Annotated in this window: 25 protein-coding genes; 13 read left to right on the top strand and 12 right to left on the bottom strand. The window is 72.3% G+C overall.

The features are described from left to right. Position 1 precedes the first annotated feature (1 nt). Genes ABT294_RS48190 through ABT294_RS48175 form a run of 4 tightly spaced genes read right to left on the bottom strand, consistent with a single transcriptional unit; the run spans position 2 to position 4,289 of the window. On the bottom strand, positions 2-1,012 hold the full coding sequence (locus ABT294_RS48190; protein WP_350813264.1) for an NAD(P)-dependent alcohol dehydrogenase: 1,011 nt from the start codon (positions 1,010-1,012) through the stop codon (positions 2-4). A gap of 5 nt (positions 1,013-1,017) precedes the next feature. Then, entirely contained in the window at positions 1,018-1,902 is an 885-nt protein-coding gene (locus tag ABT294_RS48185) for a carbohydrate ABC transporter permease (protein ID WP_350813263.1), read from the bottom strand. Beyond that, entirely contained in the window at positions 1,899-2,825 is a 927-nt protein-coding gene (locus ABT294_RS48180; protein WP_350813262.1) for a carbohydrate ABC transporter permease, read from the bottom strand. The genes ABT294_RS48185 and ABT294_RS48180 overlap by 4 nt, the downstream gene beginning before the upstream one ends. Further along, complete coding sequence (locus ABT294_RS48175) at positions 2,826-4,289, bottom strand: extracellular solute-binding protein (protein WP_350813261.1); 1,464 nt, start codon at positions 4,287-4,289, stop codon at positions 2,826-2,828. A gap of 177 nt (positions 4,290-4,466) precedes the next feature. On the opposite strand from ABT294_RS48175, the gene xylB reads away from it, so the two are divergent. Further along, entirely contained in the window at positions 4,467-5,867 is a 1,401-nt protein-coding gene (gene xylB, locus ABT294_RS48170) for a xylulokinase (protein ID WP_350813260.1), read from the top strand. Between the two features lie 26 nt (positions 5,868-5,893). Here the strand turns inward: xylB and ABT294_RS48165 are convergent, their stop codons facing one another. Beyond that, a complete protein-coding gene (locus tag ABT294_RS48165) occupies positions 5,894-7,378 on the bottom strand; it encodes a mannitol dehydrogenase family protein (RefSeq protein ID WP_350813259.1) in 1,485 nt (494 codons plus the stop codon). Between the two features lie 386 nt (positions 7,379-7,764). Here ABT294_RS48165 and ABT294_RS48160 point away from each other — a divergent pair, with 386 nt between their 5' ends. From ABT294_RS48160 to ABT294_RS48135, 6 genes are all read left to right on the top strand, one after another. After that, positions 7,765-9,246 carry an ATP-binding protein gene (locus ABT294_RS48160; protein WP_350813258.1) on the top strand — a complete coding sequence of 494 codons (1,482 nt, stop codon included), beginning with the start codon at positions 7,765-7,767 and terminating at the stop codon, positions 9,244-9,246. A gap of 7 nt (positions 9,247-9,253) precedes the next feature. Continuing rightward, positions 9,254-9,709 carry a roadblock/LC7 domain-containing protein gene (locus tag ABT294_RS48155; protein WP_350813257.1) on the top strand — a complete coding sequence of 152 codons (456 nt, stop codon included), beginning with the start codon at positions 9,254-9,256 and terminating at the stop codon, positions 9,707-9,709. Continuing rightward, the gene (locus ABT294_RS48150) at positions 9,706-10,056 is read left to right on the top strand and encodes a DUF742 domain-containing protein (RefSeq protein ID WP_350813256.1); all 351 of its coding nucleotides are present in this window, start codon (positions 9,706-9,708) and stop codon (positions 10,054-10,056) included. Before ABT294_RS48155 ends, ABT294_RS48150 begins: the two co-directional genes overlap by 4 nt. Continuing rightward, positions 10,037-10,615 (top strand): GTP-binding protein, encoded by a 579-nt coding sequence (locus tag ABT294_RS48145; RefSeq protein ID WP_350813255.1) that lies wholly within the window; start codon positions 10,037-10,039, stop codon positions 10,613-10,615. Before ABT294_RS48150 ends, ABT294_RS48145 begins: the two co-directional genes overlap by 20 nt. Beyond that, the gene (locus ABT294_RS48140; protein WP_350813254.1) at positions 10,612-11,913 is read left to right on the top strand and encodes a cytochrome P450 family protein; all 1,302 of its coding nucleotides are present in this window, start codon (positions 10,612-10,614) and stop codon (positions 11,911-11,913) included. The genes ABT294_RS48145 and ABT294_RS48140 overlap by 4 nt, the downstream gene beginning before the upstream one ends. A 64-nt stretch (positions 11,914-11,977) precedes the next feature. Continuing rightward, on the top strand, positions 11,978-12,301 hold the full coding sequence (locus tag ABT294_RS48135) for a hypothetical protein (RefSeq protein ID WP_350813253.1): 324 nt from the start codon (positions 11,978-11,980) through the stop codon (positions 12,299-12,301). 71 nt (positions 12,302-12,372) lie between these two features. On the opposite strand, the gene ABT294_RS48130 is transcribed toward ABT294_RS48135, so the two are convergent. The 3 genes from ABT294_RS48130 to ABT294_RS48120 form a co-directional block, all read right to left on the bottom strand. Beyond that, the gene (locus ABT294_RS48130; protein ID WP_350813252.1) at positions 12,373-13,023 is read right to left on the bottom strand and encodes a TIGR04282 family arsenosugar biosynthesis glycosyltransferase; all 651 of its coding nucleotides are present in this window, start codon (positions 13,021-13,023) and stop codon (positions 12,373-12,375) included. Continuing rightward, the gene (locus tag ABT294_RS48125) at positions 13,020-13,685 is read right to left on the bottom strand and encodes a glycosyltransferase family 2 protein (protein ID WP_350813251.1); all 666 of its coding nucleotides are present in this window, start codon (positions 13,683-13,685) and stop codon (positions 13,020-13,022) included. The genes ABT294_RS48130 and ABT294_RS48125 overlap by 4 nt, the downstream gene beginning before the upstream one ends. An 89-nt stretch (positions 13,686-13,774) precedes the next feature. Continuing rightward, complete coding sequence (locus ABT294_RS48120; protein ID WP_350813250.1) at positions 13,775-14,857, bottom strand: NAD-dependent epimerase/dehydratase family protein; 1,083 nt, start codon at positions 14,855-14,857, stop codon at positions 13,775-13,777. A 112-nt stretch (positions 14,858-14,969) separates the two neighbouring features. On the opposite strand from ABT294_RS48120, the gene ABT294_RS48115 reads away from it, so the two are divergent. Next, positions 14,970-16,565 (top strand): hypothetical protein, encoded by a 1,596-nt coding sequence (locus ABT294_RS48115; protein WP_350813249.1) that lies wholly within the window; start codon positions 14,970-14,972, stop codon positions 16,563-16,565. Positions 16,566-16,829: 264 nt separating this feature from the next. Beyond that, positions 16,830-17,633 (top strand): alpha/beta fold hydrolase, encoded by an 804-nt coding sequence (locus ABT294_RS48110; protein WP_350813248.1) that lies wholly within the window; start codon positions 16,830-16,832, stop codon positions 17,631-17,633. Between the two features lie 5 nt (positions 17,634-17,638). Here the strand turns inward: ABT294_RS48110 and ABT294_RS48105 are convergent, their stop codons facing one another. Then, the gene (locus tag ABT294_RS48105) at positions 17,639-18,427 is read right to left on the bottom strand and encodes an SDR family NAD(P)-dependent oxidoreductase (protein ID WP_350813247.1); all 789 of its coding nucleotides are present in this window, start codon (positions 18,425-18,427) and stop codon (positions 17,639-17,641) included. Positions 18,428-18,471: 44 nt separating this feature from the next. On the opposite strand from ABT294_RS48105, the gene ABT294_RS48100 reads away from it, so the two are divergent. Next, positions 18,472-18,714, top strand: coding sequence for a hypothetical protein (locus ABT294_RS48100; RefSeq protein ID WP_350813246.1), 243 nt, complete (start codon positions 18,472-18,474; stop codon positions 18,712-18,714). 87 nt (positions 18,715-18,801) lie between these two features. On the opposite strand, the gene ABT294_RS48095 is transcribed toward ABT294_RS48100, so the two are convergent. Both ABT294_RS48095 and ABT294_RS48090 read right to left on the bottom strand, forming a co-directional pair. After that, positions 18,802-19,185 (bottom strand): hypothetical protein, encoded by a 384-nt coding sequence (locus ABT294_RS48095; protein WP_350813245.1) that lies wholly within the window; start codon positions 19,183-19,185, stop codon positions 18,802-18,804. A 186-nt stretch (positions 19,186-19,371) separates the two neighbouring features. Then, positions 19,372-20,931: a serine/threonine-protein kinase gene (locus ABT294_RS48090; RefSeq protein WP_350813244.1), complete on the bottom strand. Its 1,560-nt coding sequence runs from the start codon at positions 20,929-20,931 to the stop codon at positions 19,372-19,374. Between the two features lie 165 nt (positions 20,932-21,096). Between ABT294_RS48090 and ABT294_RS48085 the strand changes: the two genes are divergently transcribed. From ABT294_RS48085 to ABT294_RS48075, 3 genes are all read left to right on the top strand, one after another. Next, positions 21,097-21,684, top strand: coding sequence for a hypothetical protein (locus tag ABT294_RS48085; protein WP_350813243.1), 588 nt, complete (start codon positions 21,097-21,099; stop codon positions 21,682-21,684). A 76-nt stretch (positions 21,685-21,760) separates the two neighbouring features. Continuing rightward, positions 21,761-22,183, top strand: a complete 423-nt coding sequence (locus tag ABT294_RS48080; protein ID WP_350813242.1) for an HIT family protein — start codon at positions 21,761-21,763, stop codon at positions 22,181-22,183. Between the two features lie 173 nt (positions 22,184-22,356). Next, positions 22,357-24,591 (top strand): ATP-binding protein, encoded by a 2,235-nt coding sequence (locus ABT294_RS48075; RefSeq protein WP_350813241.1) that lies wholly within the window; start codon positions 22,357-22,359, stop codon positions 24,589-24,591. A 49-nt stretch (positions 24,592-24,640) separates the two neighbouring features. Here ABT294_RS48075 and ABT294_RS48070 read toward each other — a convergent pair whose 3' ends face one another. Continuing rightward, positions 24,641-26,068, bottom strand: coding sequence for an MFS transporter (locus tag ABT294_RS48070; RefSeq protein ID WP_350813240.1), 1,428 nt, complete (start codon positions 26,066-26,068; stop codon positions 24,641-24,643). Positions 26,069-26,097: the final 29 nt, after the last annotated feature.

The raw sequence follows: 26,097 nt of genomic DNA, 5'->3' as shown, positions 1-26,097 counted from the left end.
GTCACTCCTGCGGTCGCACGACCGCCTTGACCAACTCGGGGTCGCGCGCGCCCGCCGTGAGCGCGTCCTCGACCTGGGCCAGGCCGTAGTGGCCGGTGACCAGGGGGTCCAGGTCGACCCGGCCCGAGGCGGCCAGCGCGATGGCCTGCGGCCAGGTGTTGGCGTAGCGGAACGTCCCCGTCACCTCGAGTTCGCGCCTCTGGACGTGGTTCAGCGGCAGCGGGATCTCGTCCGCGCCCATACCGACGAGGACGACGCGCCCGGCCCGTCCCATCTCGCGGATGGCCTGCCCGGTCGCGGCCGGATGGCCCGAGCATTCGAGCAGCACGTCGGGCTCGTAGGCGGCGTCGGCCAGGCGGTTCTCGCGGACGTCGAGGGTCGCGGCGCCCAGCTCGCGGGCCAGCCGGAGCCGGGCCGGGTTGACGTCGGTGACCAGGACGTCGGTGGCGCCGAACGCCCGCGCGGCCTGCATGCTCAGCAGCCCGACCGGCCCCGCGCCGGTGACGAGCACGCGGGCGCCCGGCCCGACCCGCGCCTTCCGGCACGCCCACAGGCCCACCGACAGCGGCTCGATCAGGGCGGCGGCGTCGTCGGACAGGGAGTCGGGGACGGGGTGGGCGAACTCCTCGCGCAGGACGACGTACTCGCGGAAGGCGCCGTCGATCGGCGGGGTGCCGAAGAAACGCATCCGCGGGCAGAGGTTGTAACGTCCGGCCCGGCACTGCGGGCAGGTGAAGTCGGGCACTCCCGGCTCCAGCGAGACGCGCTGCCCGAGGCGGTGGCGGCTCGCTCCCGGCCCGGCGGCGACCACGGTGCCGGACGGCTCGTGGCCGAGCACCAGCGGCGAGTCCACCACGAAGTCGCCGATCCGCCCGTGTTCGTAGTAGTGCACGTCGGAGCCGCACGTCCCCACCGACGCGACCCGCACGAGCACCTCCCGCGGGCCGGGTACGGGCTGGGGCCGCTCCTCCAGGACGATCTTGCCGACACCGTGCAGCACGGCTGCGCGCATGGCTCTCACTCTCCTGTGACGGCGCCGAGGGTCAGCCCGGTGACCAGCCAGCGCCGCACGGCGAGCCCGGCGAGCATCATCGGGACGACCACGATCGTGCCGATGGCGGTCAGCTGGCCCCAGTCGACGCCCGTCTGGGTGACCAGCTGCGACGCCGCGATGGGCAGCGTCTGGGAGTTCGGCCCGGAGAAGACCACGGCGAAGGCGTAGTCGTTCCAGGCGAAGACCAGGCACAGGACGAACGTGGTGACCAGCCCGGACTTCGTCAGCGGGAGGATGACCAGGTAGAACGCCTGCCAGCGGGTGCAGCCCGCGACGAGCGCGGACTCTTCCAGCGACGGCGGCACCTCGGCGAAGAACGCGCTCATCAGCCAGATGGCGAACGGCAGGTTGAAGGTCAGGTAGGCCAGCACCAGCCCGGGGATCGAGTCGATCAGGCCGAGCCCGCGGAAGATGATGAACAGCGGCACCACGACGGCGGCGATGGGTGCCATGCGGGTCGAGATGATCCAGAAGGCCAGGTGCCTCTTGCCGCGCATCGCGGTCCTGGCCAGGCCGTACCCGGCGAGCGCTCCCAGGCCGACCGCGAGCACCGCGGAGATCCCGGCGGCGAGCACGCTGTGCCAGATGTAGGGCGTGAGGTTGTTCGAGCCGGTGAACAGGCCGACGTAGTTCTCGACGGTCGGCGAGAAGACGAGCCGCGGGGTGGCCGCGGTGACGTCGGTGCGGTTCTTGAACGACGACAGCACCATCCAGACCAGCGGGACCAGCGTCCAGAGCATGGCCACCGCCAGGAGCAGCGCCACCAACCAGCGCGTGCGCCTGCTGCTCTCCTCCAGCGGCGACTGGGGTGTCCCCCGCGGCGCGGCGGCGACCGCTCGCCCGTTCATCGGGTCAGCCCCCTGACGTCCAGCAGGCGGACGAAGGTGCGCGCGATGAAGATCGAGAAGGCCAGCATCGCCAGGCCGATGGCGGCGGCGTAGCCGAGGTCGAAGAAGCGGAACGCGGTCTCGTACAGCCGGACAGGGACGATCTTGGTCGCGTCCGCGGGGCCGCCGTTGGTGGTGACCCAGATGATGTCGAAGTAGCGGATGGCGTCCATGGACCGGATGAGCAGGGCGACGAGCAGCACGTTGGAGATCGCCGGGAAGATGATGTACCGCAGCGTCATCCAGCCCGGGGCGCCGTCGACGGCGGCGGCCTCCCGCACCGACTGCGGCACGCTGGACAGGCCCGCCAGGGCGATCAGGGCGATCAGCGGGGTCCACTCCCAGACGTCCATCAGCACGACGGCGAGGAAGGCGCTGGTGGGGCTGCCGAGAATGTCGCCGCTGTAGCCGAGGCCGGCCAGCACCCACGCGTAGAGCCCGAAGGTCGAGTCGGTGAGGTAGCGGCCGAGCAGGCCGACGATCGAGGGCGCGGCGAACATCGGCAGCAGCAGCAGGCTGAGCAGGAGGTTGCGGCCGTGCAGCACGCGGAACAGCAGCAGCGCGACGCCCACGCCGAGGGCCATCTCCAACCCGACGGTGAGGACGAAGTAGACGATCGTCCGCAGCCACGACATCCACATGTCGGCGTCGGTGAAGAAGCGCGCCCAGTTGTCGAGGCCCACCAGGTCCAGCCGCACCCCGCCCAGCAGCCGGACGCGGGAGAAGCTCATGGCGATCAGGGCGAGGAACGGCACGATCGACAGCGCGGCCAGCAGGAGCAGGCCGGGTGCCATCATCCTGCCCTCGAAGCCGACGCGCGGCTCCCGGGGAGCGGCGGTCTTCCGCCTGGTGGCCTCGCCGAGCGCCGATTCGGCCTGCGTCATCTAGGCCACCCACCCTCGCGCCACGATCTGGTCCACCCGCGACTTGGTCGAACGCATCGTCTCCTCCGGCGACGCCTCCCCGCTGAGCATCCGGGACAGCTGGGTGAAGATCGCGGTGTTGCACTCGTTCCACATCGGGATCTTGGGCCGCAGGCCGATCCGGTCGGGCTGCCACGCCTGCCGGACCGCCGCGGCCGTGAGCATGTTGGGCATCGCCGAAGGCCGCTTCTCGGCCGCGCGCACCTCGGGCAGTTCGTACACGGACGTGCGCGTCGGGGTGCCCCCGCCGGCCTTGCTCCTGAGGTTGGCGAGCTGCGTCGCGGGCGAGGTCGCCCAGACGATGAACAGCCAGGCGGCGCCGCGCTCGTGCGGCAGCGTGTTCGCGCTGATCCCCACCCCGGTGCCGCCGTACATGTTGGCCGTGCCGGCCGGCCCCCTGGGCAGCGGCGAGTAGCCGACCTTGCCGGGCAGCACCTGCTCGTTGCCGGCGGCGAACTCGTGCCAGTTCGGGCACATCGCCAACCGGCCGGCGCGGAACGCGGCACCCAGGCCGTCCCAGTCCCACGTCTTCGAGGCGGGATCGGCGATGCCGAGCAGCCGCTGGTAGAACTCGGTGCCCGCGATCGCGGCGGCGGAGTCGAGGCGGCACGGGCCCGGGTCGCGCGAGCCCAGGCGGCCCACTTCCTTGCCGTGGTCGAAGTACTCGCCGCCGTAGGACCACAGGACGTTGCTGAAGTCGTTCATCAGGGAGTCGTGCTGGCGGGCCTGGTGGCCGGTGCCGTACCTGACGTCCGACTTCGCGTGTTCGTTGAACCACTGGGCGATCCGGAAGTACTCCTCCCACGTCCGGTCGCCGCTCGGGGTGGGGTCGAAGCCGAGGTCGTGCGCCATCCGCTCGTGGTACTTGGCGAACAGGTCCTGGCGGTACTGCCAGATCATCGTGGGCGCGTCGTACGGCAGGGCGTAGAACGCGTTCCGGTCGACGAACCGGCCTGCGGCGTCCATCTGGACGGGGATGAAGTCGGCCGTGCCGCCGGGCAGGTCGGGCAGGTTCGGGTCCGCCTGCAGGGTCCGCAAGTCCACCAGCCCCCGCTGGTACGGCGCGAGCACCTGGTAGGGGTCGGCGTAGATCACCTGGTACTGGGCGCGCCCCGAGGCCAGGTCCAGGGCGACCCGCTGGACCAGCGCGGTGAGTTCGAGCGTCACGATCCTGACGTCGATGCCGGTCAGCTCGGTGAACGGGCGGACGTTGGCGGCGATGGCCGCGGTGGGGGCGGTGTTCTCCGAGATGAAGTTCAGGGTGGCGCCCTGGAACTGACGCCACCGGTCGCCGACGGCGGCTCGTGGCGAGTCTTCGCGTGATCCGCAGGCGCTCAGGCTCCCGGACAGAGTAAGCGCCGCTCCGGCGGCCAGCGCGCGTCGAAGGACGTCACGCCTACTCGGCTCGGGCGGATGGCGGTCCACTGTCCCCTCCACCCCCCGTCCAGCAGGAATGGGCAATGAAGCCACGTTTATCCCGACGAAAGGCCGATGTAAACGAATATGTACGATTTTCTCGTAAATAATATGAAACTTTGGCTTTTCTCTGACCGGCTAAACTGGCAGGTGATCGGGCTCGTACGTCAATGCTGTGAGACAACAATGGCACTCGTCGCGGGCGTCGATTCGTCGACCCAGAACTGCAAGGTCGTGATCCGAGACGCCGACACCGGAAATCTCGTCCGCTCCGGCAAGGCCGCCCACCCGCCAGGCACCGAGGTGGATCCGGCGCGGTGGTGGGAGGCGCTGCGGGCGGCGGTCGCCCGCGCCGGCGGGCTCGACGAGGTCGCGGCGATCGCGATCGCGGGCCAGCAGCACGGCCTCATCCCGCTCGACGGCGACGGCCGCGTCATCCGTCCGGCGCTGCTCTGGAACGACACCAGGTCGGCCGCCGCCGCGCGTGACCTGGTGTCCGAGGTGGGCGCAGAGACCTACGCGCGCAGGACGGGAAGCGTCCCGGTGGCCTCCTTCACCGCCGCCAAGCTGCGGTGGCTGCGCGACACCGAACCGCACAACGCCGCCCAGGTCGCCGCCGTCGCGCTGCCGCACGACTGGCTGACCTGGCGGCTGCGCGGGTACGGCCCGGCAGGTTCGAGCGCGCTCGGGCCGGACCTCGGCGCGCTCGTCACGGACCGGTCGGACGCCAGCGGCACAGCCTACTGGGACCCGGCCACCGGCCAGTACGACCTGGAGCTCTTCGAGCGGGCGCTCGGGCACGCGGCGGTCGTGCCGCGGGTCCTCGGCCCGTCGGAACGCGCGGGCACGGTCTCCGGGACGTCAGCCGTCGTCGGCGCCGGCGCGGGCGACAACGCGGGAGCGGCGCTCGGCCTCGGCGCGGCCCGCGGCGACGTCGTCGTGTCGATCGGGACGAGCGGCACCGTCTTCGCCGTCACCGACCACCCGACACGCGACGAGACGGGCACCGTCGCCGGGTTCGCCGACGCCAGCGGCCTGTACCTGCCGCTGGTCGCCACGTTGAACGCGGCACGCGTCCTGGACGCCGTGGCGGGCATCCTCGACGTCGACCACGGCGAACTCGGCGAACTCGCCCTCGAAGCCCCTCCCGGTGCGCACGGCCTCGTGCTGCAGCCGTACTTCGAGGGCGAGCGCACTCCCAACCTGCCGGACGCCACGGCCACGCTCTTCGGGCTGACGCTCGGCTCGGCGACCCGGCCGGGCCTGGCGCGGGCGGCGATCGAGGGCATGCTGTGCGGACTCGCCGACGGTCTCGAGGCCGTCCACAGGCAGGGGGTCGAGACCGGCCGCATCCTGCTGATCGGCGGGGCGGCCCAGAACGCCGCCGTGCAGCAGATCGCCGCGCAGACGTTCGAGCCGCCCGTGGTCGTCCCGCGCCCCGGCGAGTACGTCGCGGACGGGGCCGCGATCCAGGCGGCATGGACGCTCACGGGGACGCGTCCGCACTGGCCGCCGTCGATCGCCGCCGAGCCCGCGCCCGACTACCGGCCGATCATCCGCAAGCAGTACACCCGGTACGCGCGCTGACCCGGCCGGCACGCCGCGCGCGGCGCTCAGCCGCGTCCGGCGAGGTCGCGTACCGTCGCGCGGGCGCCCCGCTCGTGCAGCGAGTCGAGCGTGCGCAGGTACGGCTCGACGAACCGCTTGTCGTCGACGAGGTCGCCGAAGAGTTCCCGGTTCTCCAGGAAGGCCGTGGGGTGGCTGTGCTGCGTCTTCGCGACGGCCGTCAGCTGGTCCTTCAGCCGGTCGACGATCGCGATCGGCTCGCCGGACTCGTCGACCCCCTCGGCGTAGCGGGCCCAGCTTGCCACCACGGCGGCCGCGCGGGTGACCTCGCCGTCGCCGGCCAACTGCTCGCGCACGACGGGGAGCAGCCACTTCGGGATCCGGTCCGACGACTCCGCGCACAGCCTGGCCACGGTGTCCCGCACCTCGGGGTTGGAGAACCGTTCGATGAGGGTCCGCTTGTAGGCGTCCAGGTCGACGCCCGGCACCGGTCTGAGCGTCGGCGTGGCCTCGATGTCCATGTAGTCGAGCAGGAACGCGGCGATCGCGGCGTCGGTGGCGGCCTCGTGGACGTACCGGTGGCCGCTGAGGTAGCCGAAGTAGCACAGCGCCTGGTGCGAGGCGTTGAGCAGGCGCAGCTTCATCAGCTCGTACGGCTCCACGTCCGGGACGACCTGCACCCCGGCCTCCTCGAAGGGCGGACGTCCGACAGCGAAGCGATCTTCGAGCGCCCACTGCGTGAACGGCTCGCAGACGACCGGCCAGGCGTCGCGGACGCCGAACCGCGCGGCCACGTCCGCGCGGTCCTCGTCGGTGGTGACCGGGGTGATGCGGTCGACCATGGAGTTGGGGAAGGCGACGGTCTCGTCGATCCAGGCCGCGAGCTCGGGGTCGAGGAGCCGGGCGAACGCGGTGAAGCTGCGGCGCGCGACGTCGCCGTTCCCCTGGATGTTGTCGCACGACATGATCGTGATCGCGGGGACGCCCCGGTCGCGGCGGCGGCACAGCGCCTCGGTGACGAGCCCGAACACCGTGGCCGGGACCGCGCCCGGCGCCAGCTCCGCCTGGATCGCGGGTGCCTGGGCGTCGAACTCTCCGGTTACGGGGAGAAAATTGTAGCCACCCTCGGTGACGGTGAGCGACACGATGCGTACGGCCGGGTCGGCGATCCGCTCGATGACCGCCTCCGGGTCGTCGGGGGCGAAGAGGTACTCGGTGATCGAGCCGATGACGCGGGCCTCGCGGGTTCCGTCGGCGTGCTTGAGGACGAGCGTGTAGAGGCCGTCCTGGGCGGTCAGCGCGTCTCGCATCCGCGCGTCGCCGGGCAGGAGGCCGACACCGCAGATCGCCCAGTCGTGCGCCTTCCCCTCGTTCATCAGCCGGTCGAGGTACATCGCCTGATGGGCGCGGTGGAATCCGCCCACCCCGAAGTGGACGATGCCGACCGTGAGCCCCGACCGGTCGTAGGACGGGGTCGCCACCTCCGCCGGGAGGCTCGCCACTGTCTCCTGCGTCAGCGCCGTCACCGCCATCGCTCTCCCCTTCGACGTTCCCGTTCCGGGCCCATGGCCAGGCATCGGCGGCGTCATACCGTCACTCTGAGTAATATCTCATGATCATTCGCGGCCTATCGGACAATTGCCAGGTGGTTGACTATCTACTCGCAACGGTAATACTGGTTTCCTGATCAGCCGCCGTTCACTGATTTCCGAGGATGTCCATGCCGTATGGCCCCACCGCGCCCGAGGGGAAGCCGCGCCAGGCGTGGAGCCGTTCCGGCAGCTCAGGGAGGCCGGGGCGGCATCGGCGCGGCCTGATCCGGCAGCCGCGGGCCAGCAACAGACCTCGCTAGCGCACCCCCTCTCCGGCGGACGGCATCCCGCCAGCTCTCTCCTTCCCCCAACCCCCCAGGATTGTCATGCCGCCAGACTCCTTCAGCGTCGCCGTCGTCATCGGCGTCGCCGTCATCGTCCTCGCGGGCGTGCTGCTCCACCACAACCGGGTGCGCCGCGATCTCGTCCAGACCCGCAGGCAACTGGCCCAGGCCCGGCAGGCGCAGGAGCACCTCTCCCGCGAGACCGGCGCGGGCGCGCAGCGGCTGGAGCGGGCGGAGCAGCAGGCCAAGAAGGCCGCGAAGCAGGTCCGTGAGGCCCGCGCCCAGGAGGACATGGTGCGGGCCGAGACCGCGCACCTGCTGTCCGCACGCATCCCCGCCCTGGTCTCGCACCTGCGATCGCCGCACGTGATCGTGCCGGGCCTGCAGAACCAGACGCTGGCCGGCACGGACGTCGACAAGCTGCACCGCGGCATCCTGGACGCGGTCGCCGGCGGGATCCGCGAGGAGGGCGAGCGCATCGACGAGGCCGCCCAGGCGGTCGTCCGGGGCGCGATGTCCCGCGTGCAGACCCAGGCGCTGCGAGCCCAGGACCTGCTCGCGGGCGTGCAGCGGCGCTACAGCGGCGACGAGCACACGGCGCTGCTGCGCGAGGTGCTGGGGCTCGACATGTTCAATGAGCTCGTCGTCCGCCGGGTGCAGGCCACCGGCATCGCCTGCGGCGCCACGCCCGGCCTGTCACGTGACGACACCTACCTGGTGGACCTGATGGTGGGCGCCATCTCCCGGGTGGAGAACTTCGAGCAGCGCATCGAGGGGCCGGCCAACCACCTGCGCCGCCGGATCGGGGTGGCCGCCCGCGCGGCGGAACCGATCCTGTTCATCACCTCCGAACTGCTGGCCAACGCGGTCCACCACTCCCACGGCACGCTCAAGGTGACCATCGCCGTGCACGAGACGAACACCGGCGCGGCCATCGTCATCGACGACGCCGGGGTGGGCCTGAACGAGGAGCAGTTCGCGCGGGCGACCCGCCTGCTGAGCGGGAAGGACCCCGTGCGGCTGGTCGACCTGGGCAACCCGCCCCGCACCGGCTGGGCGGCGATCGGCCGCCAGGTCGCGCACTACGGCATGCAGGTCACGGTCAAGAAGAGCGCCTTCGGCGGCGTCCAGGCCGTGGTCAGCGTCCCCGCCGGCCTGCTGGTCGAGATGGCGGAGAACACCCGGCCGTCGGTGCTGGCGCCCGAGCCCGTCAGGCCCGTCCCCGCCGCGCCGATCCGGCGCGAGCCCAAGGAGACGGCCTCGGACGCGCCGTCGGAAACCACCGCGGACACCGCCCCGGACACCACCGCGGAGTCGCCGCGGCGGGAGCCCGTGACGAACCTCGCCGGGCTGCCGCAGCGCCGTCGCCAGGCTCCGCGCGCCGCCGCCCACACCTCCGGCGACGAGGCGCTCACCACACCCGAGGAGGCCCAGAAGCGGTGGGGAGCCTTCCAGACCGGGGCTGAAGCCGGACGCCGCGAAGCCGTCCCGTCGCAGCCGTATGACGTTACCGAAGGGAACTGACCGCTCCATGGACGCCCACACGACCACCGCCGCCGTTCATGCCAAGGGCCGCCCGCTGGCGCTCGACGTGTCCTGGGTGCTGACGCCGCTGCTGGCACTGCCCGGCGTCGCCCGCGGCGTGGTGCTGAGCCGTGACGGGCTCATCCTCGGCGGCTCCGCCGACGTGAGCGTCGAGGCCGGGGAGCGCACCGCGGCCATGACGAGCTCCGTGCTGGGCGCCGCCCGCGCGCTGTGCGACGGCCTCAGCAACGGCGCCGACGGGGAAGTGGTGGACATCGTCATCTCCGCAGGCACCGGCTACTACTACATCGCCCCCGCGGGCGAGCGCGCCGCCATCGTGGTCGCGGCCACAGGCGCGGTCAACATCGGCACCCTGGCGTACGAGGTCCAGCTCCAGGTGCAGAAGCTGATCAAGGCTCTCAACGACGCCAGCGCGGCCAGGACACCGGACATCCCGACATGACCTCCGGACGGCAGCGGCGGCGGGTCGTCCCGGACTACATGGCCGCCGCCAAGTTGGCCGTGCCCGAGCACATCCACGTCGAGCGGACCACCCTCGTCTTCGTCGCGCCCGCCGTGGTCGCCAACGGGCTGAACCCGCCGGGGTCGCACCTGCTCGCCCTGCTGGAGGACGGGCCGCTGTCGGTCTACGAATGCGCCGCGCACCTGGGTCTCCCGTACTGCGTGGTGCGGCTGCTGGTGGCGGGGCTGGCCGCCACCGGAACGCTGGTGACCCGGGACCCGCCCCCGGCGGACCTGCCCGACATTGAGATCTTGGAGTTGGTACTCAGTGGCCTCCGCGCTCTCTGACAGCCGTATCAGTACCGATCACATACCGGTCAAGCTGGTCATCGCCGGGCCGTTCGGCGTGGGCAAGACGACCATGGTGGACGCCCTGTCGGAGATCAAGCCCCTCAACACCGAGGAAGTGCTGACCGAGGCGGGCACCCTGGTCGACGACCTCACCGGCGTGAACGAGAAGACGACCACGACCACCGCCATCGACTTCGGCCGCCTCACCCTGCCCGGCGTGGTGCTGTACCTGTTCGGAGCCCCCGGCCAGGCCCGGTTCCAGATCCTGTGGCAGGAACTGGTCCGCGGGGCGCTGGGGGTGCTGGTACTGGCCGACACCCGCCGTATCGACGACAGCTTCGCCGTCCTGGACCTGGTGGAGAGCGCCGGGATCCGCTACGCGGTGGCCGTCAACCACTTCCCCGACTCGCCGGAGTACCCGCCCGAGGCCCTGCGCCAGGCGTTGGACCTGGACCCGCGCACGCCGCTGCTCGTGTGCGACGCCCGTGACCCCATGTCCGCCCGCGCCTCGCTGATCGCGCTGGTGGAGCACATCAGAGAGCTGGTGCTGTCTTGACCCTGCGCTATCTACCCGACGCCGGCCGCCTGTACGGGCCCGACTTCGCCCGCGACCCGCAGGCGGTCTACGCCGCGCTGCGCGAGCGGCACGGCGCGGTCGCCCCCGTCGAGATCGCCCCCGGCATCGAGGCGCACCTGGTAATCGGCTACCAGGCCGCCGTGGACGTGCTCACCAACGCCGACGGCACCTGGAGCAAGGACGCCCGCGACTGGCAGGCACGCCTGCCGGACACCCCCGAGGCCGCGGCGATGATCGGCATGCTCGGCCACCGGCCCACCCCGGTGTACTCCGACGGCGCGGACCACGCCCGCTACCGCAAGGTGACCACCGACTGCTACAGCATGATCCAGCCGCACAAGCTGCGAAACATGGTGATCGAGGTCTCCGACTCGCTCATCCGCCGGTTCGCCGCCACCGGCAGCGCCGATCTGGTCGTCGACTTCGCCAAGCCCATCCCGCTGAGGATCTTCAACCGGCTCCTCGGACGGCCCGACGCCGACAGCGCCGACCTGATCTCCGCCCTGTCCGACATGATGGAGGCTGACGGCGAGGCCGGCGCGCGCGGTACCGAGGCGTTCAACCGCTATATCGGCGAGGTCCTCGCGTCGAAGTACGCCGACCGGGGCGACGATCTGACCTCCTGGTTCATCGACCATCCCGCCAAGCTCGACACCGAGGAACTGGTCCAGCAGGTCGTCGTCACCGTGGCCGCCGGCTTCGAGCCCATGGCCAGCCTGATCTCCAACACGATCTCGCGGATGGTCAGCGACGACCGCTACTACAACTCGCTCTCCAACGGCGCTCTGAGCACCTACGACGCCCTGCTGGAAGCGTTGCGCGCCGAGCCCGCGATCGCCAACTTCGGCCCGTACCTCGTGCGCAAGCCCATCGAGTTCCACGGCACCTGGATCCAGCCCGGCGAGCTCGTCCTGGTCTCCTACGCGGCGGCCAACACCGAGCCCACCGGCCTGCCCGACGAGCTGCGCTCCGACGGGGGCGCCTACCTGGGCTTCGGGGCCGGGCCGCACCGCTGCCCGGCCAGCGATCCCGCGATGCTCATCGCGATGACCGCGATCGAGCGCCTGACCGCGCACCTGAGTGACCTCGAACTGACCGTGCCCCGCGAGGAGCTGCCGTGGCGGCCGGGCCCGTTCCACCGGTCCCTGGCCAACCTGCCGGTGCGGTTCACCCCCATCCGTCCTGACCGGCCCGGGGAGTCCCCGTGGTCGGCGTCCTCGGCCGCCACCGACCAGGCCCCTTCCGGCTACGCGACCTCGGCCCCGTGGTCCTCGTAGGGCCGGCGGAGGCCGTCCCGATCACCGCGCCGACCGCCGCAGGACGCTGCCGTGGCTGGAACGCGTGGTCGGGGTCGTCCACGACGTCACCGCGGGGTACGGCTACCGGTCCTGGCTGGCCGGCATCTGGCTGGTCGCGTTCCTGGCGGCGGGCGGCGCCTACTTCCTCGCGTCTCCCCCGCCGCCGCTCAAACCCGCCGAGCACCCCGACTTCAACGCCCTCGCCTACGCGTTCGACCTGATCATCCCCATGATCGACCTCGGCCAGACCGGCGCCTGGAACCCGCACGGTCTCGACCAGCTCGTCGCCTACGTCCTCATCCTGGTGGGCTGGCTGCTCACCGTGTCGGTCGTCGCGGGCATCACCCGGGTCCTGGTCCGGGACTGACCGCGCTCCACGGCGGCGCATAAGCGCAGTCGGGGACGGGACCCGCGGCAGCGCCTACCGGGGTCCAGGTGTCAGAGCGTCGCGGTGAACTCGTTCAGCTTGGCGGCGAAGAGGGATCGCGGGGCGAGCGCGGCCACGGCGAACACGTCCTCGGCGGTGTCCACGTCGGTCAGGCAGGGCATCGAGGCCACGCTCAGCCCGGCGTCCTTGAGCCGCCGCAGCTGCGCCTCGCCGGTGGTCCGCTCCGACATCGGGACTCCGAGCAGCAGCGCCGGATCGGGCGCACGCAGGCCGAGCAGCCAGAAGCCGCCGTCCGTCGCCGGGCCGAACACCGCGTCGTGCGGGCCGAGCAGAGAGAGCGCGGTGACCAGCAGGTCCGCCGTTATCTGCGGGGTGTCCATGCCGATGAGCACGACGGGTGCGGGCAGGAGCCGGTGGGCGTCGTCGAAGGCCGCCGCGAGCCGCTCGTCCAGCCCGTCGCCGCGCTGTGGCAGCACCGTGAAGCCCTCGGGGAGCCAGGGTCCCGGAGTGCCGTCCAGCGCGATCACATGGCGGGCGGCCGGCACGCGGGCGACCGTCCGCAGGGTGTCCTGCAGCGCCGCGGCGGCCAGCGCGGCCGCTTCGCGCGGGGTGAAGGGCGGGGTCAGCCGGGTCTTGACCCGCCCCGGCACCGGCTCCTTGGCGATGACCACCACCTGGGCCGCGGGCGTCTCCCCGCTCATGCCCTGCTCTCCCGTCCGGCCATGACCCGGCGCATGTCGCCGATGGCGCGCAGCGTGCCGCGCACGGTGCCGGTCACCTTCGAGCGGCCCGCCCGGGGCAGGTAGTCCACGTCGGCCTCGCCGATCCGCCAGCCCGTGGCCGCCGCGCGCAGGACCATCTCCAGGGGGTAGCCGCAGCGGCGGTCGACCAGCCCGAGCGACAGCAGCCCGGCGCGCCCGCACGCCCGCATCGGGCCGAGGTCGTGCAGGGGGACGCCGGTCCGGCGGCGCAGCCTCCTGGCCAGCAGGGCGTTTCCCAGCCGGGCGTGCACCGGCCAGGACGCGCCGGGCCGGAGGACGCGGCGGCCGAGGACCAGATCCGCCTCGCCGGCCACCACCGGCCCGGTCACCCGCGGCAGCTGCTCGGGGTTCAGCGACGCGTCGGCGTCCATGAAGCACACGACGTCCGTGGTCGCGGCGGTCAGCCCCGCGTGGCAGGCGGCACCGAACCCGCGCCTGGGCTCGGTCACCACCGTCGCGCCGAGCTCGGCGGCGATCCGCGCCGATCCGTCGGTCGAACCGTTGTCGACCACGATCGGGTGGAAGCCGTCCGGCATCCGTTCGAGCACCCACGGCAGCGCCGCCTCCTCGTCGAGGCAGGGCAGCACCACATCGATCCGCATGGTCCGACGCTAGAGCGGTGGGCAGGCTCGACCCGTCCGCGAAGGACGCCTGCTTTCCGAGAAATAACCAGTTCAAGCCCGAAGCCGGGTCATCCGAGTGGTGCCACGGCGAACTCCCGCATCCCCTCGGCGAACCCGATCTCCGCCCGGAACCCGAGGTCACGCGCGGCGCGGCCCGCGGCGGCGACGATGTGCCGGACGTCCCCGAGACGGTACTCGCTGGTCGTGACCGGCTCGGGACCGCCGTGCGCGGCCGCGAGCGCGGCGGCCATCTCGCCGATCGTGTGCGGTTCGCCGCTGGCCACGTTGCAGGTCGTCAGCGCCGCCGGAGGGACGCCGGAGCCGAGGGCCAGGACGTTGGCGCGGGCGACGTCCCGGACGTGCACGAAGTCACGCCGCTGCCGGCCGTCCTCGAACACCCGGGGCGCCCTGCCGGACTCCAGAGCCGACCGGAAGATGGCGGCGACCCCCGAGTACGGCGTGTCCCTGGGCATCCTCGGGCCGTAGACGTTGTGGTAGCGCAGCGCGATCGCCGTGCCGCCCGTCTCCCGCGCCCAGTTGGCGGCCAGGTGCTCCTGGGCGAGCTTGGTGGTGGCGTAGGCGTTGCGGGGCTCGGGGGGCGCGTCCTCGTCGGTCGCGACGGGGGACGGCTCCGCTCCGCAGTACGGGCAGCGGGGCTCGAACGCGCCGCGGGCGAGATCCGGCTGCGCGCGAGGACCGGGCCGGACGCGGCCGTGCCGCGGGCAGTCGTAGACCCCCTCGCCGTACACGACCATCGACGAGGCCAGGACCAGGCGGCCCACGCCGTGCTCCGCCATGGCGGCGAGCAGCACCGCGGTGCCGTACACGTTCACGGACGCGTACTCCGGCATGTCGGCGATGCCGAGCCCGATCCCGACCTTCGCGGCCTGGTGGACCACCGCGTCGACGCCGCGCAGCGACCGGGCGAGCGTCTCCGCGTCGCGCACGTCTCCGACCACGTGCCCGGTGCCGGGACGTCCCCCCGGAGCCTCACCGGAGTGACCAGCCCCAGGACGTTCGCCTGGAGCCTCACCGGAGTGGCCGGCCCCGGGACGGCGGTCGAGGCCGGAGACCTCGTGGCCGGCGGCCTCCAGCGCCTCGACCACGTGGCTTCCGACGAACCCGGCCGCGCCGGTGACCAGCGTCCTCACCACGCCAACCCTAGGGCGGGGGCACCCGCGAATCTCGCTCCACGGCGGCCTTGACCAGATGGAGGGGATTTCCCGACCCGGCCGCCGGGAGTTCGCCGTTAGCGTGACCCGTGTGGGACGTCTTCCGATGATCCGGGACGAACCGTCGTCTCGCGGACTTCCACGCAGGTGGCCCGGCGCGGCGCGGCTTCCGGTTCCGCTGGCCGCGGGCGCGGGGCTCGCCGCGATCGCCGTCTGGGTCGGCACCGCCGCGAGCCGGATCGGCTACCCGTACGCCCTGGAATGGCTGGAAGGCAACTCACTGGTCGAGGTGGAACGGCTGCTCGCCGGGCAGCCGCTGTACACCGTTCCCACGGTCGACTACGTGCCCGACTCCTACCCTCCGCTGTACTTCGCCGCCTCCGCGGCCCTGGCGGGAGTGCTGGGGGTCTCGTATCTCCCGCTCCGGCTGGTCTCGCTGGCCGCCTGCCTCGGTTGCCTCGCCGTCCTCGCCCGGCTGGTCCAGCGCGAGACCGGGGACCTGGCCGCCGGGGTGGCCGCGGCGGGGCTCTACGCCGCGACCTACTTCGCCGCCGCCTCCTGGTTCGACTTCGCCCGGGTGGACTCACTGTTCCTCCTCCTCAGCCTCGCCGGGCTCTACGCGGCCCGGTGGATGCGCGGGCCGGGCGGCGCAGTGGCGGCCGGTCTGCTGCTCGCGGCCGCCTTCCTCACCAAGCAGAGCGCCCTCGCCGAGGCGGTGGCGATCATCGTGGCGCTGCTGTGCGGCGCCCGGCGCCGGCTGGCGGCGGTGCTCGCCGCGACGTTCGCGGGCGTGGTGGGCCTGACCACGCTGCTCTGGGACGTGACAAGCCACGGCTGGTACGTGTTCTACGTCTTCGAGCTGCTCGCCCAGCACCCGGTCGAGCAGGCCGCGGTCGCCGGGTTCTGGACCTGGTACCTGCTGCCCGCGCTCGGCGTCGCCCTGGGGGCGGCCCTGCTCGCGGCCGGGCGGGTCCCGCTCGTCCTCGGCCTGGGTTGCCTCGCGCTGGCCGTCGAGGGCTACGCCGGCCTCCTGCACACGGGCGGCGCGGTGAACAACATGCTCCCGGTGTACGCGGCGGTGGCCGTGCTGGCCGGCATTGGGATGGGCGGCCCGGCGCCGAGCCCGCGCCGGCACAGCACGCCGTCCTCGCCCGGCGCGCGACCGGGGCCGAGCCTGCGGCGGGCGCTGGCCGGCACGCTGGTGCTGGCGCAGCTCGCCGTCCTCGCCGTCACCACCTTCGCCGCCGGCCGGATGATCCCGGACGCCGCCGACCGCCGCGCGGGCGACCGGCTCCGCACGTGGCTGGCGGGGTTCGGCGGGCCGGTGGCGCTCGTCTCCGATCCGGGTCTGGTCGTGCTGGCCGGGCTGCCGCCGGTGGCGCACCGGGCCGCCGCCGGGGACGTCCTGCGGGGCACCGACCGTGCCGTCCGAGCCGGGCTGGAAGGGAGCATCGCCCGCGCGGTGGCCGGGCGGCGGTTCGCCGCGATCGTGGTCGCGCAGCAGGCCGATCTCCAGGGGTTTCCCCCCGACCTGGCGCGGTACTACCGCCGCTGCCCGCAGAGGTTGCTGGCGGACGTCCCCGACGAGGTGTTCCAGCCGATCGGCGGGGGAACGTCGCGGCCCTCGGCGGTGTGGCTCCCCGTGGGGCGGGGGTCCTGCTCGGAGAGCGTCGGCAGGCTTGGCTGACCATCCGGTCCCGGCGCACCCGCCTGCGACCGCCGCGAACCCCGCGGTCCTCGCCGCGCGGCTGACCCGTGAGCGCGCCACCCGCGACGCGACATCGCGGCCGCTTTCACCGGCCGATGGCGCCTTCCACGACATCGCGGCCTGTTCGCCTTCCGTGACACGAAATCGCGGCCTGTTCGCCGACCGATGTCGAGACGCGCGGGACGGCTCCGACTTCACTGCGCGAGGCGGCCCCCGCCTTCGTCCACAGACTCAGGAGGAAACATGACACAGCCCGCCTTCCAGACCGTGACCTCGGCCGACGGCACCCCCATCGCTTTCGAGCAGACCGGCCGCGGACGCCCGGTGATCCTCGTGGGCGGCGCCTTCAACGACCGCTCCACCGTCGCCGCGCTGGCCGCGGAGCTGGCCCCCGACCTCACCGCGATCACCTACGACCGCCGCGGCCGTGGCGACAGCGGGACGGCCGACGACGGTTACGCCGCCGAGCGCGAGATCGAGGACCTCGCCGCGCTGATCGAGCACGCGGGCGGCTCGGCCGCCGTGTTCGGGCACTCCTCGGGTGCGGTCCTGGCCCTGGAGGCGGCCCGGCGCGGCCTGCCGATCGACCGGCTCGCCGTCTACGAGCCGCCGTACGTCGTCGAGGGCACGCGTGCCCGCCCGCCCGTCGACCTGACCGACCGTTTGCGGACCCTGCTCGGGCAGGGCCGCCGTGACGAAGCGGTGGCGCTCTTCCTGACCGAGGCGGTGGACGTCCCGGCCGAGATGGTCGAGGGCATGCGGGCCGAGCCGGTGTGGAAGTGGTTCACCGGGCTCGCGCACACGCTGCCCTACGACACCGCGCTGTGCGGCCCCGGCAACGTCCTGCCTGCCGACCGGCTGGCGACCCTCACGGTGCCGACGCTCGCCATCGGCGGCGGCCTCAGCCCGCAGTGGCTCACCGCCGCCGCCCGCGCCGTCGCCGACGCCATCCCCGGCGCCCGCTACCTCACCCTCGACGGGCAGGATCACGGCGTGCTCAACCAGCCGGAGGCGCTCCGCCCCCTCCTGGTGGACTTCCTCACCTGACGTCCCTAGGCGCTGAACCCGCCGTCGCAGGGCAGCACGGTCCCGGTGGTCCAGCGGGACTCGTCCGACAGCAGGAAGAGCGCGGCGCGGGCCATGTCGTCCGGGTGGGCGATGTAGTTGAGCGGGAAGCGTCGGGCCATCTGGGCCCTCGCCTCCTCGGTGGACATCCACCGGTCGAACATCTCCGACCGGGTCGGGCCCGGGGCGATGGCGTTGACTCTGATCCCGTCCGCCGCGTAGTCGAGCGCCGCGGACCTCACCAGGCCTTCGAGCCCGAACTTGGCGGCCGCGTAGTCGGCGTTGCGCGTCGTGCCCGCCAGGCCGGCCACGGAGGAGGTGTTGACGATGGCGCCTCCTCCGCCGCCGAGCATGGCGCGGATCTCGTACTTCATGCACAGGAAGACTCCGCGCAGGTTCACCGAGGCCGTGCTGTCGAAGGCGGCCGCGGGGATCTCGTGCAGCGGCAGGTGCGCGCCTCCGACTCCCGCGTTGTTGAAGGCCCCGTCGAGCCCGCCGTACTCCCGCACCACCGTGTCCACCGCCGCGCTGACGGCTGCTTCGTCCGTCACGTCGCAGGTCACGGCGATCGCCTCGTGCCCGTCCTCGCGCAGTTCGGCGGCGAGCCGCTCCAGCGCGTCCGTGCGGCGGGCCGCCAGCGCCACCCGGGCGCCTTCGGCGCAGAAGCGTCTCGCCGCGGCGGCGCCGATCCCGCTGGACGCGCCGGTGACCAGGATGGCGCGGCCGGCGAGCCGGTGGCTGACGAGTTCCAGCGGTTCCGGGTGGCGATAGGTCACGGTGATCCCCCCTCGTGGTTGACGTTGTCAACCTAGGCTGGGGGGTGGACGGTGTCACCCGGGCTGGCCGAGCTGCGGGCGAGCTGCGTGACGGCGATCCCGACCGGCTGGCGGCCCTGCTGCTCGCCCTCGCGCACGGCGCGGTCGACCTGGCGCTGGCCGGGCACCTGTCCCGCGAGGGCAAGGGCCGCGCGCATCCGGACGACCTCGTCGACGATCTCTTCGACCACCTGACCCCGGCCGTCACGCGATCATCGGCGGACTCGCCTGAACCGACGCACCCCTGAAAAACGTCACCACCACGCCGTGCCGCTTTTCCGGCGCGGCCACCCGGTAATTCCCGGCCGGCTGGCCGGGGCTTTCCGAAATGCGATTCAGCGGCAACCCGCGCGGGTGCAGTCGGCGCTGTCGAGCAAGGTCCAGTCGCTGTTCTTGTTCGACTGGTAGAGGGAGACGGCGACTCTGGTGACGCCTCCCGGCTGGTCGTACTGGCGCCGGAAGCCGTGCCCCTTGGTCCGGGAGCAGGAGACGCGCTTGGCCTCGCCGACCTGGCTCGACCCGTGGAAGAACCGGTACTCCGCCATCGCGCAGTTGTCCTCGGTCGCCTTGAGCGAGGCACCGACCTGCACGGTGCGGTCGTACCAGATGAGATTTCCCTTGAGCGTGTACTCCCCCGTGCCGTAGGACAGGCTGTAGTGCGTTCTCGGATTCGTGGCCGCATGGACGGGCTGCGCGACGAAGAATGGAATCGCCGCCATCGCCGCAACGACCAAACCGGTTCCGAATTTCATCTCGATGAACCCTTCTGCCGTCTTGCTGCTTGCTGACCTCCCCCCTTTCGATGTGCATCCGTCCGGCGATGTTCGTGAACATTTCGTTGACTTTGCCGCACGATTCCGTGACTGCTTTTCCGCCGAAATTCGCGGCGTCAGAGGGGACCGGCGCTACGGCTTCGTCGGGCACATGGTGAAGCTGACGGACTTGGCCCTGGCGACCGGCGAGGTGAGGCGGAAGGTGACCGTGTGCCCCCCGTCCGACGGGGTGAAGACCTTCTTCGAGGCCAGGTAGTCGTCGCGGGCGTAGGACGGCAACCGCGACGAGCCGCTCTCGATGACCTTCCCGTCGAAGATCCATTGGTAGGAGTACGGCGCCCCCATCTTCGTGGACCCCAGCCCGACCGCGAAGTTCGCCGTTCCGACGTAGCAGGTCACGCCCTCCTGGTTGATCTTGCTACCTCCCTGGACACGCACGTAGTCGAGGGTGAACGAGGCGCTCCCCGTCGCGGTCCTGCTGGAGGTGGGAGTCGGGCGCTTCTTCGTGGGCGTCGGCGTGGGTGTCGGGCGCTTCTTCGTGGGCGTGGGCGTCGGCGTCGGGCGCGGCCGTGCGGTCGTGCGCCTCACCGACGGAGTGGGCGTGGAGGTGGGGGTGGGGCGTGGCCGGGCGGTCGTGCGGCGCGCCGAGGGCGTCCCCGGCTTCTTCGGTTCGGACGTCCCGCTCTTCGTCGGAGTCGGTTGCGTCGGAGTCGGCGAGGAGGCCTTCGACCCGCTGGAGTCGGCGGCCAGCACCGCCGGAGCCGCCTTGCCGGTGGAGGCGGACTTCCACACGGCGACGCCCGTCAGGGCCACGCCGACCGCTCCGGCCACGGCGACCGCGCCCACGACGCCCGCGACCAGCGGGAACCGGGTGGGCGCCGGCTTCCTGGCGGGCTTCGGCGCCGGGGATTCCTGCCCTCCGAGGAGCCGCAGGAGCACGTCCCGCATGGCCGGGCGCCGGTGCGGCTCCTTGTCCAGGCAGGCGTGGACGATCGAGCGCAGCGGCTGCGGCAGGTCCCCCAGCTGGGGCTCGTGGTGCAGGACGCGGTTGATGACCGCGGGGACGGTGTCCTGGCCGAACGGCGGCGAGCCGGTGGCCGCGAACACGATGACGGACGCCCAGGCGAAGACGTCCGCCGGCTGCCCGACGACGGCGCCCGCGAGCTGTTCTGGAGCCATGTAGGCGGGGGTGCCGACGATGCTGCTGGTGACGGTGGCCGAGGCGTCGGCGGCGCGGGCGATGCCGAAGTCGATGACGCGCGGCCCGTCCCGTCCGAGCAGCACGTTGGCGGGCTTGAAGTCCCGGTGCACGATGCCCGCCTGGTGGATGGCGGCCAGCGCCGTGGCGGTGCTGACGGCCAGGCGTTGCAGGTCTGCGCCGGTATGCCGGCCCGCCTGCTGCAAGGAGGGCCCTTCGACGTACTCGCTGACGATGTACGGCCTGCCGCCCAGGGACGCGTCCAGCACCTGGGCGATGCAGAACGGCTCGACCCGGCGGGCCGCGGCGATCTCCTTGGCGAAGCGGTCGTCGCCCGCGACTACCTCGCGCAGGACCTTCACGGCCACGGGACCGCCGTCGGGGGCCTGGCCGAGGTATACGACACCCTGGCCGCCCGCTCCCAGCCGGCCGACGATCCGGTAGGCGCCCACCGCCGCCGGATCACCGTCACGCAGAGGCTCGACATTCGGCATGAGGGAGTGACTCCTGAGGCGGCCGGGATCAACCTCATGCACCCTAGCGGGATAAATCCGGATTTGTGGGCGCGTTGGGCCGAAGCCACCGAGCCGGGGACGTCAACGCGGTCGATTCATCACAAAGGGCGATGGAGGCGCCCGCCAAGCACTATCTTCCTGATCATGCTTTCCTGGCACGCATCCGTCGACGACATGGCTCCCACGTTCCCGCACCCCGTCCAGCTGCTCGACCTGGCGTTCCTCGGCAGCCCCTTGCAGCCAGACGTGCAGGCCGACCTGGGGGACTGTCTCAGAGCGCAGTTGCAGGCCGCCGAGAACCTGCTCCGTCCGGGGCAGGGGCAGGCCATGCTCGTCCCCAGCGGCGTGACCATGGACGCCACCGGCGTGCTGTCCACCGCGGCCGACTACGAGGTCGACTACGCCTACGACGACGAGGCCGTGATCACCGCGCTCAACAACATGTCGGGCGAGATCCGCCGCCAGGCGGAGAAGCTGCGGTGCTTCGCCCTCGGCTACTACGTGCGGATGCGGCCGGAAGGCGGGCCACAAGAGGTCAGCCTGCGCAGGTCGACCGAGTGGCAGCAGAAGGACAGGACGCCGCCCCACGGCACCCTCGACGCGGTCGCCGTCGACCTGGAGCACCGGGCGGGAGTCGCGATCACCGTCTTCATGCCTTACGGGTGGCAGGAGTCGGCTCTCTTCGTCGGCCGCCCGCTCGCCATCCCGTCCCGGCGGCGCATCTGGGCCTGACCGGCGCGCCCTGCCCGTACGAAGGAGACCCCGCGCCAAGGCGCCGAGCCGTCCTGGAAATGAAAAAGGAGGCCAGATGGCCGACACGTGCACGTTCTGCGACATCGTCAACGGCGTGATCCCGGCGGAGATCTTGTACGAGGACGATCACGCCGTCGCGTTCCTCGACCTCGCCCAGGCGACTCCCGGGCACACCCTGGTCGTCCCGCGCGAGCACTGTCGCGATCTGACGGACATCGGCGCCGACCGGGCCGCCGAGCTGATGCGGGGCGCCGTGCACACCGCGGCCCTGCTGCGGCGCGCGCTGGAGCCGGGCGGGATGAACATCTGGCACGCGACCGGCCCCACCGCTTGGCAGACCGTGTTCCACTTCCACCTTCACCTGCTCCCCCGCTATTCGGCCGACGACCTCACGCAGGCGTGGACGCACCGCGAGGTGCCGCTGACGTCCCTGACGCCGCTCGCCGACCGCATCCGGCAGCACGACGCCCGGCGATGATCATCACGGGCTCAGATGCCCCGGAGCGGGCCTGACACCCCGGCTGACCTGGCGAAACATTTGACCGGGTTTGCGGCTGAAACCTACTGTTAACCATGGCAGTAGCGACGCGAAAGCGGCCCGCCGGTAACCTACCCGCCGACCTGACGGGGTTCGTAGGCCGCCGCAGGGAAGTGTCGGAGACCCGGAGGCTGCTGGGCGACACGCGCATGCTGACGTTGACCGGCCTCGGCGGGGTGGGCAAGACCCGGCTGGCGTTGCGCGCGGCGGCCGAGGCCCGGCTGGCCTTCCCCGACGGCGTGTGGCTGGTCGACCTGGCCCCGCTCCGGGACGGGGAGCTGCTCGCACGCACCGTGGCCGACGCCCTGGGCCTGCGTGACGAGTCGTCCCAGCGTCCGCTGTCGGGTCTGGTGGAGTTCCTGGAGGACAAGCGGCTGCTGCTGGTGTTCGACGGCTGCGAGCACCTGACGTACGCGTCCGCCATACTCGCCAGCAAGCTGCTGGGCGCGGCCCCCGGGCTGCGGATCCTGGCGACCAGCCGGGAGACGCTGGGCGTCGAAGGGGAGCATGTGCTGGCCGTGCCTCCGCTGGCCGTCCCGGAGCCGGGCCGGCCGCTGGCGGCCCTGACCCAGTCCGACGCGGTGAGCCTGTTCGCCGAACGGGGCGCGTCCGTGTTGAACGGCTTCACGGTCACGGAGGCCAACGGGGAGGCGGTGGCCGCGCTCTGCCGGCGCCTGGAAGGCATCCCGCTGGCCATCGAGCTGGCCGCGGCCCGGCTGCGGGCGCTGTCCGTGACGCAGATCCTCGACCGGCTCGACGACCGCACCTCGGCGTACCGCAAGCGGGCCTCGGTGCCCCGCCACCAGACGATGCGGACGGCGATCGACTGGAGCTACGACCTGTGCACCCCGCAGGAGCGGACCCTGTGGGCCCGGCTGTCGGTCTTCTCCGGCGAGTTCGACCTGGAGGCCGTCGAACACGTGTGCGCGGGCGACGGCCTGCCGCGGGAGCAGATCTTCGACCTGGTGGCGGCCCTGCTGGACAAGTCGATCCTGGTGCGCGGCGAGTACGTCACGCGCGCCCGGTACCGGCTGCTGGAGACCATCCGCCAGTACGGCCAGGACGTCCTGGCCGAGTCCGGGGACGAGATGGCGCTGCGCCGCCGGCACCGCGACCACTTCCGCGTCCTGGCCGAGCGGGCGGAGGCCGACTGGTTCGGCCCGCGCCAGGCGGAGTGGATCGCCCGGCTGCGGCACGAGCGCGCCAACCTGCGGGCCGCGCTGGACTTCTGCCTCCGCGAGCCCGGTGAGGCGCGACACGTCCTGGAGATCGTGGCGGCGTTGTGGAACTACTGGGTGTTCGTCGCCGGCTCCTTCGGCGAGGGGCGCCACTGGCTGGAGCGGGCCCTGGAGCTGGACGCCGAGCCCACCGCCGCCCGGGTCAAGGCGCTGTGGGCGGACGCCTGGTTCGCCCTCAGGCAGGCCGACCTGACCGCGGCCCCGCCGCTGCTGGACGAGTGCCGAGAGCTGGCGCGGCGGCTCGACGACCCGGTCGCCCTCGCGTTCGTCGCGCACTTCTCCGGGCTGACCGCCTACCTCCGGGGCGACACGGCCAGCGGGATCCGGCTCCTGCGCGAGGCGCGGGACCTCCACGCGGCCAACGGCGACCAGGACGGCGTGTGGATGACCCTGTTCCACCTGGTCATCGCCTACTCCAGCGCCGGAGACGGCGACCGCGCCGACGCGCTCGCCGCCGAGTGCCTGGCGATGTGCGAGGCCAGGAGCGCCTACCTGTCGAAGTCCAACGCGCTGTGGGTCGTCGGCCTCGCACGGTGGTTCAGGGGCGAGCAGGACCGAGCCTCCGCCCTGGTCAGGAACGGGCTGACGATCATGCGGTCGCTGGACGACCAGTGGGGCGTCGCCGCCTGCCTCGAAGTGCTGGCCTGGGTCGAGGCGGCCGACGGCCGGGACGAGCGCGCGGCCCGGCTGTTCGGCGCCGCCGGCACGGTCTGGCAGGTGATGGGCACGTCGCTGCCGGCGTTCCAGCCGTTCGCCGAATTCCACAACCTGTGCGAGACGCAGCTGCGCATGTCCCTGGGCCATGCCGGCTACACCGCCGCCTTCCAGCGCGGCGCCGAGCTCACCGCCGACCAGGCCGTCGACTACGCGCTGGACACCGGGGCGCGGGTCCCCGCACCCCGCCAGGCGGAGCCCGGGGAGGCGTCCGTGCTCACCCCCAGGCAGCGGGAGGTGGCCGACCTCATCGCCGCGGGGATGAGCAACAAGGACATCGCCGCGAAGCTGGTCATCGCGCAGCGCACCGCCGAAGGCCACGTCGAGAGCATCCTGACCAAGCTGGGCTTCACGTCCAGGGTGCAGATCGCGACCTGGGTCAGCAGCCGTCGGTGACGCGCGCGAACGTCGTCAGACCCGCCTGCGCCTGTGAGAAGACGGCGCGCTATCGAGCCGATGCGCCGACGGGGTCGGGGGCGGGGGTGGGCTCGGCGGCTGCGCGGGTGCGGAGGCCGAACGCGGTGATGACCGCGCCGAGCACCGCGGCGGCGATCGGGACGGCCAGGGCGGCCTGGATGGCGTCGAGCCCCGCCTCGCGCGAGTCGCCGGCGAGCGCCGCGACGTTGACGGCGGTCACCGCCGACAGGCCGATCGCCGTGCCGAACTGGATCGCGGTGTACAGCAGGCCGCTGGCCAGACCCTGCTCGTGCTCGGCGACGCCCTCGGTGGCGGCCATGGTCAGCGGGCCGTAGGCCAGGGAGAACGCCAGGCCGAGCAGCAGCATGGTCGGCAGCATGGCGGTGTAGGTCCAGTCCAGCCCGAGAGGCAGGAACAGCACGTACGCCAGGGCCGCCAGCACCACCCCGACGAACAGCACCGGGACGTTGCCGAACCGGTTGACCAGCCGCGGCGTCAGGGTCGGGGCGAGCACGGTGTCGAGGCCGATCAGCAGCATGGCCAGGCCCGTCTGCATGGTGCTCCAGCCGCGCAGCTCCTGTAGGTACAGGGTGGCCAGGAACTGGAAGCCGGCGAAGGAGCCGACGAACAGCAGCGCCCCGAGGTTGGCGCGGACGAGCGGGCCGGAACGCAGGATGCCCAGCCGCACGAGGGGGTTGGCCGACCGCCGCTCGACCGCGACGAAGACGGCCAGCAGCGCCAGCCCGGCCGCGAACACCCCGGCCGTGCCGGCCCAGCCGTTATCGGGGTGCTCCAGGCGCACCACCCCGTATACCAGCAGCAGCATCGCCCCGGTGACGCTGAACGCGCCGGCCAGGTCGAAGCCGCCCGCCGGGCGCTCCGGCGCCGCCGCGTCCCTGATGAGGGCGACGGCGGCCGCCAGGATCACCGCCGACAGGATGACCGGGGCGAAGAACACCCACCGCCAGCCGAGAGAGGTCAGCAGCCCGCCGGCGACCAGGCCGAGCGAGAACCCGCCTGCCGCCGTTCCCGCGTAGACGCCCAGCGCCTTGGTGCGCTGCGGCCCTTCGGGGAAGGCCCCGGTGACCAGCGACAGCCCGGCGGGGGCCATGAACGCGGAGGCGACCCCGGTGACGAACCGGGCGACCAGCAGCATCCAGCCTTCGGTCGCGAGCCCGCCCAGACCGGAGAAGACCAGGAAGACGGCCAGCCAGAGCAGGAACATGCGGCGGCGTCCGAGCAGGTCGGCGGTGCGTCCGCCCAGCAGCATGAACCCGCCGTAGCCGAGGACGTAGGCGCTGACCACCCCGCTCAGCATCCCGGTCGACAGGCCCAGGTCGGCCCGGATCGACGGCAACGCCACGTTCAGCATCGCAATGTCGATCCCCTCCAGGAAGATCGCGGCGCACAACACCAGCAACACGCTCCAGGCGCGCCCGCTCATGTGTGTGGACATGGGTCGGCTCCTTTCGGGAAAACGGAACC

This window comes from Nonomuraea sp. NPDC000554, assembly GCF_040300065.1.
GTDB lineage: Bacteria > Actinomycetota > Actinomycetes > Streptosporangiales > Streptosporangiaceae > Nonomuraea.
The sequence above is the reverse complement of the archived record's forward strand: the minus strand, read 5'-3'. Positions and strand labels throughout refer to the sequence as shown.

Bases quoted from the DNA above. Each gene is read 5' to 3' on its own strand.
- ABT294_RS48190 (WP_350813264.1), bottom strand. From the start codon at position 1,012: ATGCGCGCAGCCGTGCTGCACGGTGTCGGCAAGATCGTCCTGGAGGAG.
- ABT294_RS48185 (WP_350813263.1), bottom strand. From the start codon at position 1,902: ATGAACGGGCGAGCGGTCGCCGCCGCGCCGCGGGGGACACCCCAGTCG.
- ABT294_RS48180 (WP_350813262.1), bottom strand. From the start codon at position 2,825: ATGACGCAGGCCGAATCGGCGCTCGGCGAGGCCACCAGGCGGAAGACC.
- xylB (WP_350813260.1), top strand. From the start codon at position 4,467: ATGGCACTCGTCGCGGGCGTCGATTCGTCGACCCAGAACTGCAAGGTC.
- ABT294_RS48165 (WP_350813259.1), bottom strand. From the start codon at position 7,378: ATGGCGGTGACGGCGCTGACGCAGGAGACAGTGGCGAGCCTCCCGGCG.
- ABT294_RS48160 (WP_350813258.1), top strand. From the start codon at position 7,765: ATGCCGCCAGACTCCTTCAGCGTCGCCGTCGTCATCGGCGTCGCCGTC.
- ABT294_RS48155 (WP_350813257.1), top strand. From the start codon at position 9,254: ATGGACGCCCACACGACCACCGCCGCCGTTCATGCCAAGGGCCGCCCG.
- ABT294_RS48150 (WP_350813256.1), top strand. From the start codon at position 9,706: ATGACCTCCGGACGGCAGCGGCGGCGGGTCGTCCCGGACTACATGGCC.
- ABT294_RS48130 (WP_350813252.1), bottom strand. From the start codon at position 13,023: ATGAGCGGGGAGACGCCCGCGGCCCAGGTGGTGGTCATCGCCAAGGAG.
- ABT294_RS48125 (WP_350813251.1), bottom strand. From the start codon at position 13,685: ATGCGGATCGATGTGGTGCTGCCCTGCCTCGACGAGGAGGCGGCGCTG.
- ABT294_RS48110 (WP_350813248.1), top strand. From the start codon at position 16,830: ATGACACAGCCCGCCTTCCAGACCGTGACCTCGGCCGACGGCACCCCC.
- ABT294_RS48095 (WP_350813245.1), bottom strand. From the start codon at position 19,185: ATGGCGGCGATTCCATTCTTCGTCGCGCAGCCCGTCCATGCGGCCACG.
- ABT294_RS48090 (WP_350813244.1), bottom strand. From the start codon at position 20,931: ATGCCGAATGTCGAGCCTCTGCGTGACGGTGATCCGGCGGCGGTGGGC.
- ABT294_RS48085 (WP_350813243.1), top strand. From the start codon at position 21,097: ATGCTTTCCTGGCACGCATCCGTCGACGACATGGCTCCCACGTTCCCG.
- ABT294_RS48080 (WP_350813242.1), top strand. From the start codon at position 21,761: ATGGCCGACACGTGCACGTTCTGCGACATCGTCAACGGCGTGATCCCG.
- ABT294_RS48070 (WP_350813240.1), bottom strand. From the start codon at position 26,068: ATGTCCACACACATGAGCGGGCGCGCCTGGAGCGTGTTGCTGGTGTTG.